This is a genomic window from Enterobacter sp. LM3 (genome assembly GCF_046622475.1).
GTDB lineage: Bacteria > Pseudomonadota > Gammaproteobacteria > Enterobacterales > Enterobacteriaceae > Enterobacter > Enterobacter cloacae_P.
The window spans coordinates 1-12,357 of record NZ_JBJURN010000028.1; the positions used below are offsets into that span (position 1 = coordinate 1).

Here is a 12,357-nt window from a genome sequence, read left to right on the forward strand (position 1 = left end):
GCGATGGACGACGGTCTGCGTTTCGCAATCCGTGAAGGCGGCCGTACCGTTGGCGCGGGCGTTGTTGCTAAAGTTCTGGGCTAATTAATTATCCCTGAATAAAAAAGGACGCTTCGGCGTCCTTTTTGTTTTCTGCAGTTCTGTACCTGTCACAAGTTTTCGCATTTTTTGTCCGCCCCCGCCCCGTATCCTGTCGTTTGTGCTATTGTAATCATAACCATTCTCACTTACAATTTGCGCATATTTTGAACGGGAGTGTTTATGTACGTTTGTTTATGTAATGGTGTAAGTGACAAAAAAATACGTCAGGCCGTTCGCCAGTTCCAGCCTCAGTCGTTCCAGCAACTTCGCAAATTTGTTCCAGTGGGAAATCAATGCGGTAAGTGCGTTCGCGCAGCGCGTGAGATCATGCAGGACGAATTGATGCAGATCCCGGAGTTCAAAGAGATCGCATAACCCTCCATCTTTTTTTTGACATCCCTGTAGCCCGATCTACGCTTCAATGAGTGGAAGCGGAGGGACTATATAATGAAAGGTGATGTTAAAATCATAAGTTATCTCAATAAATTATTGGGAAATGAGCTTGTCGCAATCAACCAGTATTTTCTCCATGCAAGAATGTTCAAAAACTGGGGGCTGACTCGCCTCAACGATGTTGAATACCATGAATCCATTGATGAGATGAAACACGCCGATAAATATATTGAGCGTATTTTATTCCTTGAAGGCCTTCCCAATCTGCAGGATCTCGGCAAGCTTGGCATCGGTGAAGATGTGGAAGAGATGCTGCGTTCCGACCTTGCGCTGGAACTTGATGGCGCAAAAGATCTTCGTGAAGCCATTGCCTATGCGGATAGTGTTCATGACTACGTTAGCCGCGATATGATGATCCTGATCCTGATCGATGAGGAAGGCCACATCGACTGGCTAGAAACTGAGTTGGATCTCATCGGCAAAATTGGTTTGCAGAACTACCTTCAGTCGCAAATTAAAGTGGAAGAGTAATCAGGTTCTGCCAGCCGATACATAAACCCGCTGCCGCCAGAAATGGCCCGAAAGGCAGTGGGTTTTTTAATATCTGTTTCTCAGGCTTTAACAAAGAGAGAACAAGAAGGTACAGAAGTGCCATGAGTGCGGCAACGAGTGCCAGTACCGGCAAAATACTCCATCCATGCCATGCTCCTAATGTCGCCAGGTATTTTACATCACCGTAGCCCATCCCTTCCCGGCGGCACATAAGCCGATAACCCCAGTAGAGAACTGCAAACCCGATGTACCCCGCCATCGCCCCGACCACTGCGCTCGGGAGAAAATCAGGATGGATGCAAAGTTGATAGGCCAGGCCGGCCCATAACAGTGGGCAGAGAAATTTATCAGGGAGAGTACCGGAGCGAATATCTTCACGCACCAGTAAACCTGAAAGCGAAAAATAGGTCAGCAGAAAGGGGAGGGTAGCAAGCATGATGTAAACCTCAATTAACGTTTCAGGGCATGCTCTCCGTATTGCGAATGCCCGGCAATGTGTAAACAGAGGAATTGCGTAGTCGTTTCAGAAGAAGAGGCTACGGACGATACATTACTTAAAATGTTGCGAAGTCCTACGCACAGAGAGCCTTTGGCGCTTAATTTCTAAACGGTACTTGCGTCTTGCCCAGATTTACGTATAATGCGCGGGCTTGTCGTAATTGACGGCGGGTTCAATCTGAACCGGAGTAACAGAATTTTGTTGCTCAACAATGCTCCCAATTGGGGAGCTACGTAAGAACGGTTACACTCTCCCATCAATCGTAATGGGTTTGAGGAGTAATCATTTTCGTTTATAAAATAATTGGAGCTCTGGTCTCATGCAGAACCAAAGAATCCGTATCCGCCTTAAAGCGTTTGATCATCGTCTGATCGATCAATCAACCGCGGAAATCGTCGAGACTGCTAAGCGCACTGGTGCGCAAGTCCGTGGTCCGATCCCGCTGCCGACCCGCAAAGAGCGCTTCACCGTTCTGATCTCTCCGCACGTTAACAAAGACGCGCGTGATCAGTACGAAATCCGCACTCACAAGCGTCTGGTTGACATCGTTGAGCCAACCGAGAAAACCGTTGATGCTCTGATGCGTCTGGATCTGGCTGCCGGTGTAGACGTGCAGATCAGCCTGGGTTAATCAGGTCATCGAGCGATTGAGAGGTTGAAACAATGATTGGTTTAGTCGGTAAAAAAGTGGGTATGACCCGCATCTTCACTGAAGATGGCGTTTCTATCCCAGTAACCGTAATCGAAGTTGAAGCAAACCGCGTTACTCAGGTTAAAGATCTGGCTAACGATGGCTACCGCGCTGTTCAGGTGACCACTGGTGCTAAAAAAGCTAACCGTGTAACCAAACCAGAAGCGGGTCACTTCGCTAAAGCTGGCGTTGAAGCTGGCCGTGGTCTGTGGGAATTCCGTCTTGCTGAAGGCGAAGAGTTCACCGTAGGTCAGGACATTAGCGTTGAGCTGTTTGCTGACGTTAAAAAAGTTGACGTAACCGGTACCTCTAAAGGTAAAGGTTTTGCTGGTACCGTTAAGCGCTGGAACTTCCGTACCCAGGACGCTACTCACGGTAACTCCTTGTCTCACCGCGTTCCGGGTTCTATCGGTCAGAACCAGACTCCGGGTAAAGTGTTCAAAGGCAAGAAAATGGCAGGTCAGCTGGGTAACGAACGTGTAACCGTTCAGAGCCTGGACGTAGTACGTGTTGACGCTGAGCGCAACCTGCTGCTGGTTAAAGGTGCGGTTCCGGGTGCAACCGGTAGCGACCTGATCGTTAAACCAGCTGTGAAGGCGTAAGGGGATAGCAATGGAATTAGTATTGAAAGACGCGCAGAGCGCGCTGACTGTTTCCGAAACTACCTTCGGTCGTGATTTCAACGAAGCGCTGGTTCACCAGGTTGTTGTTGCTTATGCAGCTGGTGCTCGTCAGGGTACTCGTGCTCAGAAGACTCGTGCTGAAGTAACTGGTTCCGGCAAAAAGCCGTGGCGCCAGAAAGGTACCGGCCGTGCGCGTTCAGGTTCTATCAAGAGCCCGATCTGGCGTTCAGGTGGCGTGACCTTCGCTGCGCGTCCGCAGGACCACAGTCAAAAAGTTAACAAAAAGATGTACCGCGGCGCGCTGAAAAGCATCCTGTCCGAGCTGGTACGTCAGGATCGTCTGATCGTTGTCGAGAAGTTCTCTGTAGAAGCGCCTAAAACTAAGCTGCTGGCTCAGAAACTGAAAGACATGGCTCTGGAAGATGTGCTGATCATCACCGGTGAGCTGGACGAGAACCTGTTCCTGGCCGCACGTAACCTGCACAAGGTTGACGTACGTGACGCGACTGGTATCGACCCGGTTAGCCTGATCGCCTTCGACAAAGTCGTAATGACTGCTGATGCTGTTAAGCAAGTTGAGGAGATGCTGGCATGATTCGTGAAGAACGTCTGCTGAAGGTGCTGCGTGCACCGCACGTTTCTGAAAAAGCGTCTACTGCGATGGAAAAAACTAACACCATCGTTCTCAAAGTTGCTAAAGACGCGACCAAAGCAGAGATCAAAGCTGCTGTGCAGAAACTGTTTGAAGTCGAAGTCGAAGTCGTTAACACCCTGGTAGTTAAAGGGAAAGTTAAACGTCACGGACAGCGTATCGGTCGTCGTAGCGACTGGAAAAAAGCTTACGTCACCCTGAAAGAAGGCCAGAATCTGGACTTCGTTGGCGGCGCTGAGTAAGTCGGAGGAGTAATACAATGGCAGTTGTTAAATGTAAACCGACATCTCCGGGTCGTCGCCACGTAGTTAAAGTGGTTAACCCTGAGCTGCACAAGGGCAAACCTTTTGCTCCGTTGCTGGAAAAAAACAGCAAATCCGGTGGTCGTAACAACAATGGCCGTATCACCACTCGTCACATCGGTGGTGGCCACAAGCAGGCTTATCGTATTGTTGACTTCAAACGCAACAAAGACGGTATCCCAGCAGTTGTTGAGCGTCTTGAGTACGATCCGAACCGTTCCGCGAACATCGCGCTGGTTCTGTACAAAGACGGCGAACGCCGTTACATCCTGGCCCCTAAAGGCCTGAAAGCTGGCGACCAGATTCAGTCTGGCGTTGATGCTGCAATCAAAGCAGGCAACACCCTGCCGATGCGCAATATCCCGGTTGGTTCTACCGTTCATAACGTAGAAATGAAACCAGGTAAAGGCGGTCAGCTGGCGCGTTCCGCTGGTACTTACGTTCAGATCGTTGCACGTGATGGTGCTTATGTCACCCTGCGTCTGCGTTCTGGTGAAATGCGTAAAGTCGAAGCAGACTGCCGCGCTACTCTGGGCGAAGTTGGCAATGCTGAGCATATGCTGCGCGTTCTGGGTAAAGCTGGTGCTGCACGCTGGCGTGGTGTTCGTCCTACCGTTCGCGGTACTGCGATGAACCCAGTAGACCACCCACATGGTGGTGGTGAAGGTCGTAACTTTGGTAAGCACCCGGTAACTCCGTGGGGCGTTCAGACCAAAGGTAAGAAGACCCGCAGCAACAAGCGTACTGATAAATTTATCGTACGTCGCCGTAGCAAATAATTTTAGAGGATAAGCCATGCCACGTTCTCTCAAGAAAGGTCCTTTTATTGACCTGCACTTGCTGAAGAAGGTAGAGAAAGCGGTGGAAAGCGGAGACAAGAAGCCCCTGCGCACTTGGTCCCGTCGTTCAACGATCTTTCCTAACATGATCGGTTTGACCATCGCTGTCCATAATGGTCGTCAGCACGTTCCAGTCTTTGTTACCGACGAAATGGTTGGTCACAAACTGGGTGAATTCGCACCGACTCGTACTTATCGCGGCCATGCTGCTGATAAAAAAGCGAAGAAGAAATAAGGTAGGAGGAAGAGATGGAAACTTTAGCTCAACATCGCCATGCTCGTTCTTCTGCACAGAAGGTTCGCCTTGTTGCTGACCTGATTCGCGGTAAGAAAGTGTCGCAGGCCCTGGACATCCTGACCTATACCAACAAGAAAGCTGCGGTATTGGTCAAGAAAGTACTGGAATCTGCCATTGCTAACGCTGAACACAACGATGGCGCTGACATCGACGATCTGAAAGTCGCGAAAATTTTCGTAGATGAAGGCCCAAGCATGAAGCGCATTATGCCGCGTGCGAAAGGTCGTGCAGATCGCATCCTGAAGCGCACCAGCCACATTACTGTGGTTGTGTCCGATCGCTGAGACTCTGGAGACTAGCAATGGGTCAGAAAGTACATCCTAATGGTATTCGCCTGGGTATTGTAAAACCATGGAACTCTACCTGGTTTGCGAACACCAAAGAATTCGCTGACAACCTGGACAGCGATTTTAAAGTACGTCAGTACCTGACTAAGGAACTGGCTAAAGCGTCCGTATCTCGTATCGTTATCGAGCGTCCGGCTAAGAGCATTCGTGTAACCATTCACACTGCTCGTCCTGGCATCGTGATCGGTAAGAAAGGCGAAGACGTAGAAAAACTGCGCAAGGTCGTAGCGGATATCGCTGGCGTTCCTGCACAGATCAATATCGCTGAAGTTCGTAAGCCTGAACTGGACGCTAAATTGGTTGCTGACAGCATCACTTCTCAGCTGGAACGTCGTGTTATGTTCCGTCGTGCTATGAAGCGTGCTGTACAGAACGCAATGCGTCTGGGCGCTAAAGGTATCAAAGTTGAAGTTAGCGGCCGTCTGGGCGGCGCGGAAATCGCACGTACCGAATGGTACCGTGAAGGTCGCGTACCGCTGCACACTCTGCGTGCTGACATCGACTACAACACCTCTGAAGCGCACACCACTTACGGTGTAATCGGCGTTAAGGTATGGATCTTCAAAGGTGAGATCCTGGGTGGTATGGCTGCTGTTGAACAACCGGAACCGGCTGCTCAACCTAAAAAGCAGCAGCGTAAAGGCCGTAAATAAGGAGCGTCGCTGATGTTACAACCAAAGCGTACAAAATTCCGTAAAGTGCACAAAGGCCGCAACCGTGGTCTGGCGCAGGGTACGGATGTTAGCTTCGGCACTTTCGGTCTGAAAGCTGTTGGCCGTGGTCGTCTGACTGCACGTCAGATCGAAGCAGCACGTCGTGCAATGACCCGTGCAGTTAAGCGTCAAGGTAAGATCTGGATCCGTGTATTCCCGGACAAACCGATCACCGAGAAGCCGCTGGAAGTTCGTATGGGTAAAGGTAAAGGTAACGTGGAGTACTGGGTTGCCTTGATTCAGCCGGGTAAAGTCCTGTATGAAATGGACGGTGTTCCGGAAGAGCTGGCCCGTGAAGCCTTCGGCCTGGCAGCAGCGAAACTGCCTATCAAAACCACCTTTGTAACTAAGACGGTGATGTAATGAAAGCAAAAGAGCTGCGTGAAAAAAGCGTTGAAGAGCTGAACGCTGAGCTGCTGAACCTGCTGCGTGAGCAGTTCAACCTGCGTATGCAGGCTGCAAGTGGCCAGCTGCAACAGACTCACCTGCTGAAGCAAGTGCGTCGCAATGTTGCGCGCGTTAAGACTTTACTGACTCAGAAGGCGGGTGCGTAATGACCGATAAAATCCGTACTCTGCAAGGTCGTGTTGTTAGCGACAAAATGGAGAAATCCATCGTTGTTGCTATCGAACGTATTGTGAAACACCCGATCTACGGTAAATTCATCAAGCGTACGACCAAACTGCACGTACATGACGAGAACAACGAATGTGGTATCGGCGACAAGGTTGAAATCCGTGAATGCCGTCCACTGTCCAAGACTAAGTCCTGGACGCTGGTTCGCGTTGTAGAGAAAGCGGTTCTGTAATACAGTACGCATTCTCAATACGAATAAACGGCTCAGCGATGAGCCGTTTATTTTTTCTACCCATATTGTAGAAGCGGTGTTATAATGCCGCGCCCTCGATATGGGGCTTTTTAACGGCTCTGATTTTAGAGTCTCAGGTAGTAGTTGACATTAGCGGAGCACTAAAATGATCCAAGAACAGACTATGCTGAACGTCGCCGACAACTCCGGTGCACGTCGCGTAATGTGTATCAAGGTTCTGGGTGGCTCGCACCGTCGCTACGCAGGCGTAGGCGACATCATCAAGATCACCATCAAGGAAGCAATTCCACGTGGTAAGGTCAAAAAAGGTGATGTGCTGAAGGCGGTAGTGGTGCGCACCAAGAAGGGTGTTCGTCGCCCTGACGGTTCTGTCATTCGCTTCGATGGTAATGCATGCGTTATTCTGAACAATAACAGCGAGCAGCCAATCGGCACGCGTATCTTTGGGCCGGTAACTCGTGAACTTCGTAATGAAAAGTTCATGAAAATTATCTCTCTGGCACCAGAAGTACTCTAAGGAGCGAATCATGGCAGCGAAAATCCGTCGTGATGACGAAGTTATCGTGTTAACCGGTAAAGATAAAGGTAAACGCGGTAAAGTAAAAAATGTTCTGTCTTCCGGCAAACTTGTCGTTGAAGGTATCAACCTGGTTAAGAAACATCAGAAGCCGGTTCCGGCCCTGAACCAACCAGGCGGCATCGTTGAAAAAGAAGCTGCTATTCAGGTTTCTAACGTTGCAATCTTCAATGCGGCTACCGGCAAGGCTGACCGTGTAGGCTTTAGATTCGAAGACGGCAAAAAAGTCCGTTTCTTCAAGTCTAACAGCGAAACTATCAAGTAATTTGGAGTAGTACGATGGCGAAACTGCATGATTACTACAAAGACGAAGTAGTTAACAAACTCATGACTGAGTTTAACTACAATTCTGTCATGCAAGTCCCTCGGGTCGAGAAGATCACCCTGAACATGGGTGTTGGTGAAGCGATCGCTGACAAGAAACTGCTGGATAACGCAGCAGCTGACCTGACAGCAATCTCCGGTCAAAAGCCGTTGATCACCAAAGCACGCAAATCAGTTGCAGGCTTCAAAATCCGTCAGGGCTATCCGATCGGCTGTAAAGTAACTCTGCGTGGCGAACGCATGTGGGAGTTCTTTGAGCGTCTGATCACTATTGCTGTTCCACGTATCCGTGACTTCCGTGGCTTGTCCGCTAAGTCTTTCGACGGTCGTGGTAACTACAGCATGGGTGTCCGTGAGCAGATCATCTTCCCAGAAATCGACTACGATAAAGTCGACCGCGTGCGTGGTTTGGATATTACCATTACCACTACTGCGAAATCTGACGAAGAAGGCCGTGCTCTGCTGGCTGCCTTTGACTTCCCGTTCCGCAAGTAAGGTAGGGTTACTGAATGGCTAAGCAATCAATGAAAGCACGCGAAGTAAAGCGCGTAGCTTTAGCTGATAAATTCTTCGCTAAACGCGCTGAACTGAAAGCGATCATTTCTGATGTGAACGCTTCCGACGAAGATCGTTGGAATGCTGTTCTCAAGCTGCAGTCTCTGCCGCGTGATTCCAGCCCGTCTCGTCAGCGTAACCGCTGTCGTCAAACAGGTCGTCCACATGGTTATGTGGGCAAGTTTGGGTTGAGCCGTATCAAACTGCGTGAAGCCGCCATGCGCGGTGAAGTACCAGGCTTGAAAAAGGCTAGCTGGTAATTACCAATTGAATCACGGGAGTAAAGACAGATGAGCATGCAAGATCCGATCGCGGATATGCTGACCCGTATCCGTAACGGTCAGGCCGCGAACAAAGTTGCGGTCACCATGCCTTCCGCCAAGCTGAAAGTGGCAATTGCCAACGTGCTGAAGGAAGAAGGTTTTATCGAAGATTTTAAAGTTGAAGGCGACACCAAGCCGGAACTGGAACTTACTCTTAAGTATTTCCAGGGTAAAGCTGTTGTAGAAAGCATTCAGCGTGTCAGCCGCCCAGGCCTGCGCATCTATAAGAAAAAAGATGAGCTGCCTAAAGTTATGGCTGGTCTGGGTATCGCAGTTGTTTCTACCTCTAAAGGTGTTATGACTGATCGTGCAGCGCGCCAGGCTGGTCTTGGTGGCGAAATTATCTGCTACGTAGCCTAATCGGAGGAAAAAATGTCTCGTGTTGCTAAAGCACCGGTCGTTATTCCTGCCGGCGTTGATGTAAAAATCGACGGTCAGGTTATTACGATCAAAGGTAAAAACGGCGAGCTGACTCGTACCCTCAACAATGCTGTTGAAGTTAAACATGCAGATAACGCTCTGACCTTCGGTCCACGTGATGGTTTCGTGGATGGATGGGCTCAGGCTGGTACCGCGCGTGCCCTGCTGAACTCAATGGTTGTTGGTGTTACCGAAGGCTTCACTAAAAAGCTTCAGCTGGTTGGTGTAGGTTATCGTGCAGCTATCAAAGGGAATGCAGTAGGCCTGTCTCTGGGCTTCTCACATCCTGTTGAGCATCCGCTGCCGGCCGGTATCACTGCAGAATGCCCGACTCAGACTGAAATCGTGCTGAAAGGCGCTGATAAACAGCTGATCGGTCAGGTTGCAGCAGATCTGCGCGCCTACCGTCGTCCTGAGCCTTACAAAGGCAAGGGTGTTCGTTACGCCGACGAAGTCGTGCGTACCAAAGAGGCTAAGAAGAAGTAAGGTAACACTATGGATAAGAAATCTGCTCGTATCCGTCGTGCGACCCGCGCACGCCGCAAGCTCAAAGAGCTGGGTGCAACTCGCCTGGTGGTACATCGTACCCCGCGTCATATTTACGCACAGGTAATTGCACCGAACGGTTCTGAAGTTCTGGTAGCTGCTTCTACTGTAGAAAAAGCTATCGCAGAACAATTGAAGTACACCGGTAACAAAGACGCTGCTGCAGCTGTAGGTAAAGCTGTTGCTGAACGCGCTCTGGAAAAAGGCATCAGCAATGTATCCTTTGACCGTTCCGGGTTCCAATATCATGGTCGTGTCCAGGCACTGGCAGATGCTGCCCGTGAAGCTGGCCTTCAGTTCTAAGGTAGAGGTGTAAGATGGCTCACATCGAAAAACAAGCTGGCGAACTGCAGGAAAAGCTGATCGCGGTAAACCGCGTATCTAAAACCGTTAAAGGTGGTCGTATTTTCTCCTTCACAGCTCTGACTGTAGTAGGCGATGGTAACGGTCGCGTTGGTTTTGGTTACGGTAAAGCGCGTGAAGTTCCAGCAGCGATCCAGAAAGCGATGGAAAAAGCCCGTCGCAATATGATTAACGTCGCGCTGAACAACGGCACCCTGCAGCACCCAGTTAAAGGTGTTCACACGGGTTCTCGTGTATTCATGCAGCCAGCTTCAGAAGGTACCGGTATCATCGCCGGTGGTGCAATGCGCGCCGTTCTGGAAGTTGCTGGAGTTCATAACGTTCTGGCTAAAGCCTATGGTTCCACCAACCCGATCAACGTGGTTCGTGCAACTATTGATGGCCTGGAAAATATGAATTCTCCAGAAATGGTCGCTGCCAAGCGTGGTAAATCCGTTGAAGAAATTCTGGGGTAATTGACCATGGCAAAGACTATTAAAATCACTCAAACCCGCAGTGCAATCGGTCGTCTGCCGAAACACAAGGCAACGCTGCTTGGCCTGGGTCTGCGTCGTATTGGTCATACCGTTGAGCGCGAGGATACTCCTGCTGTTCGCGGTATGGTCAACGCGGTTTACTTCATGGTTAAAGTTGAGGAGTAAGAGATGCGTTTAAATACTCTGTCTCCGGCCGAAGGCTCTAAAAAGGCGGGTAAACGCCTGGGTCGTGGTATCGGTTCTGGCCTCGGTAAAACCGGTGGTCGTGGTCACAAAGGTCAGAACTCTCGTTCTGGCGGTGGCGTACGTCGCGGTTTCGAGGGTGGTCAGATGCCACTGTACCGTCGTCTGCCGAAGTTCGGCTTCACCTCTCGCAAAGCAGCGATCACAGCGGAAATCCGTCTGTCTGACCTGGCGAAAGTTGAAGGCGGCGTTGTAGACCTGAACACGCTGAAAGCGGCTAACATTATCGGTATCCAGATCGAGTTCGCGAAAGTGATCCTGGCTGGTGAAGTATCTACTCCGGTAACTGTTCGTGGCCTGCGTGTTACTAAAGGTGCTCGTGCTGCTATCGAAGCTGCTGGCGGTAAAATTGAGGAATAAGTAGCAGATGGCTAAGCAACCGGGATTAGATTTTCAAAGTGCCAAAGGTGGATTTGGCGAGCTGAAACGCAGACTGCTGTTTGTTATCGGCGCGCTGATTGTGTTCCGTGTTGGCTCTTTTATTCCGATCCCTGGTATCGATGCCGCTGTACTTGCCAAACTGCTTGAGCAACAGCGAGGCACCATCATTGAAATGTTTAACATGTTCTCTGGTGGTGCTCTCAGCCGTGCTTCTATCTTCGCTCTGGGTATTATGCCGTACATTTCGGCATCCATTATTATCCAGCTGCTGACGGTCGTTCATCCGGCCCTGGCAGAACTGAAGAAAGAAGGGGAGTCTGGACGTCGTAAGATTAGTCAGTACACCCGTTACGGTACTCTGGTGCTGGCAATATTCCAGTCGATCGGTATTGCTACCGGTCTGCCGAATATGCCTGGTATGCAGGGCCTGGTTTTAAACCCAGGCTTTGCATTCTACTTCACCGCTGTTGTAAGTCTGGTCACAGGGACGATGTTCCTGATGTGGCTCGGCGAACAGATTACTGAGCGTGGTATCGGTAACGGTATCTCAATCATTATCTTCGCCGGTATTGTCGCGGGTCTCCCGCCAGCCATCGCCCATACTATCGAGCAAGCGCGTCAAGGCGACCTGCACTTCCTCCTGTTGCTGTTGGTTGCAGTATTAGTATTTGCAGTGACGTTCTTTGTTGTCTTCGTAGAACGTGGTCAACGCCGCATTGTGGTGAACTACGCTAAACGTCAGCAAGGTCGTCGTGTCTATGCTGCACAGAGCACACATTTACCGCTGAAAGTGAATATGGCGGGGGTAATCCCGGCGATCTTCGCTTCCAGTATTATTCTGTTCCCGGCAACCATCGCGTCATGGTTCGGGGGCGGTACTGGTTGGAACTGGCTGACAACAATTTCGCTGTATTTGCAGCCTGGGCAACCACTTTATGTGTTACTCTATGCGTCTGCGATCATCTTCTTCTGTTTCTTCTACACGGCGTTGGTCTTCAACCCGCGTGAAACAGCAGATAACCTGAAGAAGTCCGGTGCATTTGTACCAGGAATTCGTCCGGGAGAGCAAACGGCGAAGTATATCGATAAAGTAATGACTCGCCTGACTTTGGTTGGTGCGCTTTATATTACTTTTATCTGCCTGATCCCGGAGTTCATGCGTGATGCAATGAAAGTGCCGTTCTACTTCGGTGGGACCTCGCTGCTTATCGTTGTTGTCGTGATTATGGACTTTATGGCTCAAGTGCAAACTCTGATGATGTCCAGTCAGTATGAGTCTGCATTGAAGAAGGCGAACCTGAAAGGCTACGGCCGCTAACTGGTCGCCTGA

At 50.2% G+C, this 12,357-nt stretch carries 26 protein-coding genes; 25 read left to right on the forward strand and 1 reads right to left on the reverse strand.

Features of this window, described 5'->3' with window-relative positions:
* The 3 genes from ACJ9N4_RS19890 to bfr form a co-directional block, all read left to right on the forward strand.
* Positions 1 to 84 (forward strand): hypothetical protein (locus ACJ9N4_RS19890; RefSeq protein WP_000740160.1); only part of this gene is annotated, 84 nt, incomplete at its 5' end.
* Positions 85 to 261: 177 nt separating this feature from the next.
* The gene (gene bfd, locus ACJ9N4_RS19895; RefSeq protein WP_003863268.1) at positions 262 to 456 is read left to right on the forward strand and encodes a bacterioferritin-associated ferredoxin; all 195 of its coding nucleotides are present in this window, start codon (positions 262 to 264) and stop codon (positions 454 to 456) included.
* A 72-nt stretch (positions 457 to 528) separates the two neighbouring features.
* A complete protein-coding gene (gene bfr, locus ACJ9N4_RS19900; protein ID WP_182919041.1) occupies positions 529 to 1,005 on the forward strand; it encodes a bacterioferritin in 477 nt (158 codons plus the stop codon).
* Here the strand turns inward: bfr and ACJ9N4_RS19905 are convergent.
* Positions 989 to 1,462, reverse strand: a complete 474-nt coding sequence (locus tag ACJ9N4_RS19905) for a prepilin peptidase (RefSeq protein WP_182272855.1) — start codon at positions 1,460 to 1,462, stop codon at positions 989 to 991. The genes bfr and ACJ9N4_RS19905 overlap by 17 nt on opposite strands.
* Positions 1,463 to 1,844: 382 nt before the next feature.
* On the opposite strand from ACJ9N4_RS19905, the gene rpsJ reads away from it, so the two are divergent.
* The 22 genes from rpsJ (at position 1,845) to secY (ending at position 12,345) form a co-directional block, all read left to right on the forward strand.
* The gene (gene rpsJ / locus ACJ9N4_RS19910; RefSeq protein WP_001181005.1) at positions 1,845 to 2,156 is read left to right on the forward strand and encodes a 30S ribosomal protein S10; all 312 of its coding nucleotides are present in this window, start codon (positions 1,845 to 1,847) and stop codon (positions 2,154 to 2,156) included.
* A 32-nt stretch (positions 2,157 to 2,188) separates the two neighbouring features.
* Positions 2,189 to 2,818, forward strand: coding sequence for a 50S ribosomal protein L3 (gene rplC, locus ACJ9N4_RS19915; protein WP_006178923.1), 630 nt, complete (start codon positions 2,189 to 2,191; stop codon positions 2,816 to 2,818).
* A 10-nt stretch (positions 2,819 to 2,828) separates the two neighbouring features.
* Entirely contained in the window at positions 2,829 to 3,434 is a 606-nt protein-coding gene (gene rplD, locus ACJ9N4_RS19920) for a 50S ribosomal protein L4 (protein ID WP_000424395.1), read from the forward strand.
* Positions 3,431 to 3,733: a 50S ribosomal protein L23 gene (gene rplW, locus ACJ9N4_RS19925; RefSeq protein WP_000617546.1), complete on the forward strand. Its 303-nt coding sequence runs from the start codon at positions 3,431 to 3,433 to the stop codon at positions 3,731 to 3,733. Before rplD ends, rplW begins: the two co-directional genes overlap by 4 nt.
* Before the next feature lie 17 nt (positions 3,734 to 3,750).
* Positions 3,751 to 4,572 carry a 50S ribosomal protein L2 gene (gene rplB, locus ACJ9N4_RS19930; RefSeq protein ID WP_000301859.1) on the forward strand — a complete coding sequence of 274 codons (822 nt, stop codon included), beginning with the start codon at positions 3,751 to 3,753 and terminating at the stop codon, positions 4,570 to 4,572.
* 16 nt (positions 4,573 to 4,588) lie between these two features.
* Entirely contained in the window at positions 4,589 to 4,867 is a 279-nt protein-coding gene (rpsS, locus tag ACJ9N4_RS19935; protein ID WP_001138117.1) for a 30S ribosomal protein S19, read from the forward strand.
* A gap of 14 nt (positions 4,868 to 4,881) precedes the next feature.
* Positions 4,882 to 5,214: a 50S ribosomal protein L22 gene (gene rplV / locus ACJ9N4_RS19940; protein WP_002919773.1), complete on the forward strand. Its 333-nt coding sequence runs from the start codon at positions 4,882 to 4,884 to the stop codon at positions 5,212 to 5,214.
* A 17-nt stretch (positions 5,215 to 5,231) separates the two neighbouring features.
* A complete protein-coding gene (rpsC, locus tag ACJ9N4_RS19945) occupies positions 5,232 to 5,930 on the forward strand; it encodes a 30S ribosomal protein S3 (protein WP_006817277.1) in 699 nt (232 codons plus the stop codon).
* A gap of 12 nt (positions 5,931 to 5,942) precedes the next feature.
* Positions 5,943 to 6,353 (forward strand): 50S ribosomal protein L16, encoded by a 411-nt coding sequence (gene rplP / locus ACJ9N4_RS19950; RefSeq protein WP_002919759.1) that lies wholly within the window; start codon positions 5,943 to 5,945, stop codon positions 6,351 to 6,353.
* The gene (gene rpmC, locus ACJ9N4_RS19955) at positions 6,353 to 6,544 is read left to right on the forward strand and encodes a 50S ribosomal protein L29 (protein WP_003863282.1); all 192 of its coding nucleotides are present in this window, start codon (positions 6,353 to 6,355) and stop codon (positions 6,542 to 6,544) included. Before rplP ends, rpmC begins: the two co-directional genes overlap by 1 nt.
* Positions 6,544 to 6,798, forward strand: coding sequence for a 30S ribosomal protein S17 (rpsQ, locus tag ACJ9N4_RS19960; protein WP_008503489.1), 255 nt, complete (start codon positions 6,544 to 6,546; stop codon positions 6,796 to 6,798). The genes rpmC and rpsQ overlap by 1 nt, the downstream gene beginning before the upstream one ends.
* Before the next feature lie 166 nt (positions 6,799 to 6,964).
* Entirely contained in the window at positions 6,965 to 7,336 is a 372-nt protein-coding gene (gene rplN / locus ACJ9N4_RS19965) for a 50S ribosomal protein L14 (protein WP_000613954.1), read from the forward strand.
* A 10-nt stretch (positions 7,337 to 7,346) separates the two neighbouring features.
* Complete coding sequence (gene rplX, locus ACJ9N4_RS19970; protein WP_003863287.1) at positions 7,347 to 7,661, forward strand: 50S ribosomal protein L24; 315 nt, start codon at positions 7,347 to 7,349, stop codon at positions 7,659 to 7,661.
* 14 nt (positions 7,662 to 7,675) lie between these two features.
* A complete protein-coding gene (rplE, locus tag ACJ9N4_RS19975) occupies positions 7,676 to 8,215 on the forward strand; it encodes a 50S ribosomal protein L5 (RefSeq protein WP_001096206.1) in 540 nt (179 codons plus the stop codon).
* A gap of 14 nt (positions 8,216 to 8,229) precedes the next feature.
* Positions 8,230 to 8,535, forward strand: coding sequence for a 30S ribosomal protein S14 (rpsN, locus tag ACJ9N4_RS19980; RefSeq protein WP_003863291.1), 306 nt, complete (start codon positions 8,230 to 8,232; stop codon positions 8,533 to 8,535).
* Positions 8,536 to 8,565: 30 nt separating this feature from the next.
* Positions 8,566 to 8,958: a 30S ribosomal protein S8 gene (gene rpsH / locus ACJ9N4_RS19985; protein WP_006178918.1), complete on the forward strand. Its 393-nt coding sequence runs from the start codon at positions 8,566 to 8,568 to the stop codon at positions 8,956 to 8,958.
* A gap of 12 nt (positions 8,959 to 8,970) precedes the next feature.
* Positions 8,971 to 9,504, forward strand: a complete 534-nt coding sequence (gene rplF / locus ACJ9N4_RS19990) for a 50S ribosomal protein L6 (protein ID WP_006178917.1) — start codon at positions 8,971 to 8,973, stop codon at positions 9,502 to 9,504.
* A gap of 9 nt (positions 9,505 to 9,513) precedes the next feature.
* Entirely contained in the window at positions 9,514 to 9,867 is a 354-nt protein-coding gene (rplR, locus tag ACJ9N4_RS19995) for a 50S ribosomal protein L18 (RefSeq protein WP_013099023.1), read from the forward strand.
* A 14-nt stretch (positions 9,868 to 9,881) separates the two neighbouring features.
* Positions 9,882 to 10,382 (forward strand): 30S ribosomal protein S5, encoded by a 501-nt coding sequence (rpsE, locus tag ACJ9N4_RS20000; RefSeq protein ID WP_003863299.1) that lies wholly within the window; start codon positions 9,882 to 9,884, stop codon positions 10,380 to 10,382.
* A gap of 6 nt (positions 10,383 to 10,388) precedes the next feature.
* The gene (gene rpmD / locus ACJ9N4_RS20005) at positions 10,389 to 10,568 is read left to right on the forward strand and encodes a 50S ribosomal protein L30 (RefSeq protein ID WP_003863301.1); all 180 of its coding nucleotides are present in this window, start codon (positions 10,389 to 10,391) and stop codon (positions 10,566 to 10,568) included.
* Between the two features lie 3 nt (positions 10,569 to 10,571).
* Positions 10,572 to 11,006, forward strand: a complete 435-nt coding sequence (gene rplO / locus ACJ9N4_RS20010; protein WP_003863304.1) for a 50S ribosomal protein L15 — start codon at positions 10,572 to 10,574, stop codon at positions 11,004 to 11,006.
* A gap of 7 nt (positions 11,007 to 11,013) precedes the next feature.
* A complete protein-coding gene (gene secY / locus ACJ9N4_RS20015) occupies positions 11,014 to 12,345 on the forward strand; it encodes a preprotein translocase subunit SecY (RefSeq protein WP_014171896.1) in 1,332 nt (443 codons plus the stop codon).
* Positions 12,346 to 12,357 lie beyond the last annotated feature (12 nt).

Excerpts from the sequence above, each read along its gene's own strand:
- bfd (WP_003863268.1), top strand. The coding sequence starts at position 262 with ATGTACGTTTGTTTATGTAATGGTGTAAGTGACAAAAAAATACGTCAG.
- bfr (WP_182919041.1), top strand. The coding sequence starts at position 529 with ATGAAAGGTGATGTTAAAATCATAAGTTATCTCAATAAATTATTGGGA.
- ACJ9N4_RS19905 (WP_182272855.1), bottom strand. The coding sequence starts at position 1,462 with ATGCTTGCTACCCTCCCCTTTCTGCTGACCTATTTTTCGCTTTCAGGT.
- rpsJ (WP_001181005.1), top strand. The coding sequence starts at position 1,845 with ATGCAGAACCAAAGAATCCGTATCCGCCTTAAAGCGTTTGATCATCGT.
- rplC (WP_006178923.1), top strand. The coding sequence starts at position 2,189 with ATGATTGGTTTAGTCGGTAAAAAAGTGGGTATGACCCGCATCTTCACT.
- rplD (WP_000424395.1), top strand. The coding sequence starts at position 2,829 with ATGGAATTAGTATTGAAAGACGCGCAGAGCGCGCTGACTGTTTCCGAA.
- rplW (WP_000617546.1), top strand. The coding sequence starts at position 3,431 with ATGATTCGTGAAGAACGTCTGCTGAAGGTGCTGCGTGCACCGCACGTT.
- rplB (WP_000301859.1), top strand. The coding sequence starts at position 3,751 with ATGGCAGTTGTTAAATGTAAACCGACATCTCCGGGTCGTCGCCACGTA.
- rpsS (WP_001138117.1), top strand. The coding sequence starts at position 4,589 with ATGCCACGTTCTCTCAAGAAAGGTCCTTTTATTGACCTGCACTTGCTG.
- rplV (WP_002919773.1), top strand. The coding sequence starts at position 4,882 with ATGGAAACTTTAGCTCAACATCGCCATGCTCGTTCTTCTGCACAGAAG.
- rpsC (WP_006817277.1), top strand. The coding sequence starts at position 5,232 with ATGGGTCAGAAAGTACATCCTAATGGTATTCGCCTGGGTATTGTAAAA.
- rplP (WP_002919759.1), top strand. The coding sequence starts at position 5,943 with ATGTTACAACCAAAGCGTACAAAATTCCGTAAAGTGCACAAAGGCCGC.
- rpmC (WP_003863282.1), top strand. The coding sequence starts at position 6,353 with ATGAAAGCAAAAGAGCTGCGTGAAAAAAGCGTTGAAGAGCTGAACGCT.
- rpsQ (WP_008503489.1), top strand. The coding sequence starts at position 6,544 with ATGACCGATAAAATCCGTACTCTGCAAGGTCGTGTTGTTAGCGACAAA.
- rplN (WP_000613954.1), top strand. The coding sequence starts at position 6,965 with ATGATCCAAGAACAGACTATGCTGAACGTCGCCGACAACTCCGGTGCA.
- rplX (WP_003863287.1), top strand. The coding sequence starts at position 7,347 with ATGGCAGCGAAAATCCGTCGTGATGACGAAGTTATCGTGTTAACCGGT.
- rplE (WP_001096206.1), top strand. The coding sequence starts at position 7,676 with ATGGCGAAACTGCATGATTACTACAAAGACGAAGTAGTTAACAAACTC.
- rpsN (WP_003863291.1), top strand. The coding sequence starts at position 8,230 with ATGGCTAAGCAATCAATGAAAGCACGCGAAGTAAAGCGCGTAGCTTTA.
- rpsH (WP_006178918.1), top strand. The coding sequence starts at position 8,566 with ATGAGCATGCAAGATCCGATCGCGGATATGCTGACCCGTATCCGTAAC.
- rplF (WP_006178917.1), top strand. The coding sequence starts at position 8,971 with ATGTCTCGTGTTGCTAAAGCACCGGTCGTTATTCCTGCCGGCGTTGAT.
- rplR (WP_013099023.1), top strand. The coding sequence starts at position 9,514 with ATGGATAAGAAATCTGCTCGTATCCGTCGTGCGACCCGCGCACGCCGC.
- rpsE (WP_003863299.1), top strand. The coding sequence starts at position 9,882 with ATGGCTCACATCGAAAAACAAGCTGGCGAACTGCAGGAAAAGCTGATC.
- rpmD (WP_003863301.1), top strand. The coding sequence starts at position 10,389 with ATGGCAAAGACTATTAAAATCACTCAAACCCGCAGTGCAATCGGTCGT.
- rplO (WP_003863304.1), top strand. The coding sequence starts at position 10,572 with ATGCGTTTAAATACTCTGTCTCCGGCCGAAGGCTCTAAAAAGGCGGGT.
- secY (WP_014171896.1), top strand. The coding sequence starts at position 11,014 with ATGGCTAAGCAACCGGGATTAGATTTTCAAAGTGCCAAAGGTGGATTT.